Here is a 1,714-nt window from a genome sequence, read left to right on the forward strand (position 1 = left end):
GGTCCGGGAGGGCCAGGTCGAGCAGGGTGGGTTTGCGTCCAAGCAGGGCTGACCAGCCCTCGCGCCGGACGCGGGCCCGCCGTGCCGAGAGCGGCTCTACCGGCCGCCCCGCGGCGCGGAACGCGGCCTTGAAGCGCACGGCCGCCGGTTTAGGACCGCAATCGAACGAAGGGAGGCCGGGCAAGGGCCTGACCATCGACACGGGAAACGGAAGGGGCAGATTGCCGTGACCCACCGCCTTGCAAGCAGCCTGGTTGTGATTGTGCCAGCTGCGTCACCAGCAAATGAACCGGCCTGTGCCCGACAATTCTGCTGAGCGCCTCCGGACGAAGCGCGTGCCCATTCTGCGGCAGACAGGCCGATCGTCACGCTGCGCGTCCATTGAGACGACCGCCATGTCGCTCGAGGAATCTGGCGATCGCAAGATCCTGTCGTGCGAGCTTTCGGGAGAGGGCATCGATCTCCGGCTGGCGCTCCGCGGTCAGGGCGGCAAGATGTGACCGATAGCGCTCGAGGAAAGCCCCGGCGTCCGGCGCCCTCCCCCGACGATAGCCCGACTGGCGCGGCCGCAATTGCGGGATCAGCGCCGTCATGCGCCGGATGATCTGCCGGTCGATCATGTCGAGCTGGCGCTGTGTCTGCCTGCGCGCTTCCTCCATGCGGAAGAGCTCGGTGCGGCGTTCGGGCGACAAGGTCACGATGCCCGCCTCCCCCGCCAGCCGACGAAGCTCGACGGGTCGTCATAGGCCTGGTGGCGTTCGGGATCGATGACGAAGCCGAAGCGGCCGACGCGGTACTCCTCGGACGGAACGAGAAAGCGCCGCTCCTCGGTTCCGGGACCGCGCTTGCCGCCTCGGATGGCGATGACCTCCACGAACCCCTTTTCATTGTCCGACGTGATGGCCGAGACCACGATCCAGTCGGCGGCATGCTCGGCAAGGAACGCGCGCTCGTCCTTCTTCCAGGATTCGCCGGGTCCGAGCACATTGCCCGTGATCGCTTCCCACGCATCCGGAAAGCTGTCCTTCATCGTGCGTTCCGCAGAACGGCGCTCAAAGCTCGTGAAGAGATCCGGGAAGGTGAAGGCGACGATCGCCCAACACTCGTCTTCCTCATAGAATCCATCCGCCGCACGAAGATGAGCGTGGACCTTGCCGTTGCGTTCGGGCGAGAGATGGAATCCGCCATGTCCCGCGGTCGAATGGCAGATGACGCCTTCGGCGAAGACGGTGGCGCCCTGCGACGGTCCTCAGGGCGTGTTCGCCTTGGACCTGATCTCCCGGCGTGCGAGCGCGCGCTTCTCGCGCTGGTGTTCGGCGTTCTCCTCGACCTTCGCCCGAAACGCCGCCTCGTCGGTGAGCTCACCGGAATGCCCGTAGAAATCCAAGCGCGTCCACTCGGCGATCGGACGGCGGATGCGCCAGCCGGTAGCGAGATAGTGCCGCCCGTCGCTCGCGGGCAGCATGGCGAACGCCGCATCGCCGGCTCGGGCGACGAAGAGGCCGTCGGCGCTGCGGCCGAACTCCACCTCCGGAAACCCGGAGATGGAGTTGGCATTCGAATTTGCAGGAGCACAAGCCATCACGCAGCCCTCCCCTCGACATGATCGGCTGCAATCTGGTCCGCCGTGACCTCATCCAGCACGGGATTCGGATAGCCGTGCCGGGTCAGCCATTCCTCGGCATCGACGCGATCGCTGGCGAGATAGACCCTG

General features: G+C 66.4%; 1 protein-coding gene and 1 pseudogene. Both read right to left on the minus strand.

The annotated features are described in order from the left end of the window. Window positions 1–365 precede the first annotated feature (365 nt). A complete protein-coding gene (locus EOA27_RS35325; RefSeq protein WP_189562270.1) occupies window positions 366–698 on the minus strand; it encodes a hypothetical protein in 333 nt (110 codons plus the stop codon). Continuing rightward, window positions 695–1,582: pseudogene (locus tag EOA27_RS35330) on the minus strand (hypothetical protein). Before EOA27_RS35330 ends, EOA27_RS35325 begins: the two are co-directional and overlap by 4 nt. Window positions 1,583–1,714: the final 132 nt, after the last annotated feature.

Origin of the sequence: Mesorhizobium sp. M2A.F.Ca.ET.037.01.1.1 (genome assembly GCF_003998075.1) — a bacterium.
GTDB lineage: Bacteria > Pseudomonadota > Alphaproteobacteria > Rhizobiales > Rhizobiaceae > Mesorhizobium.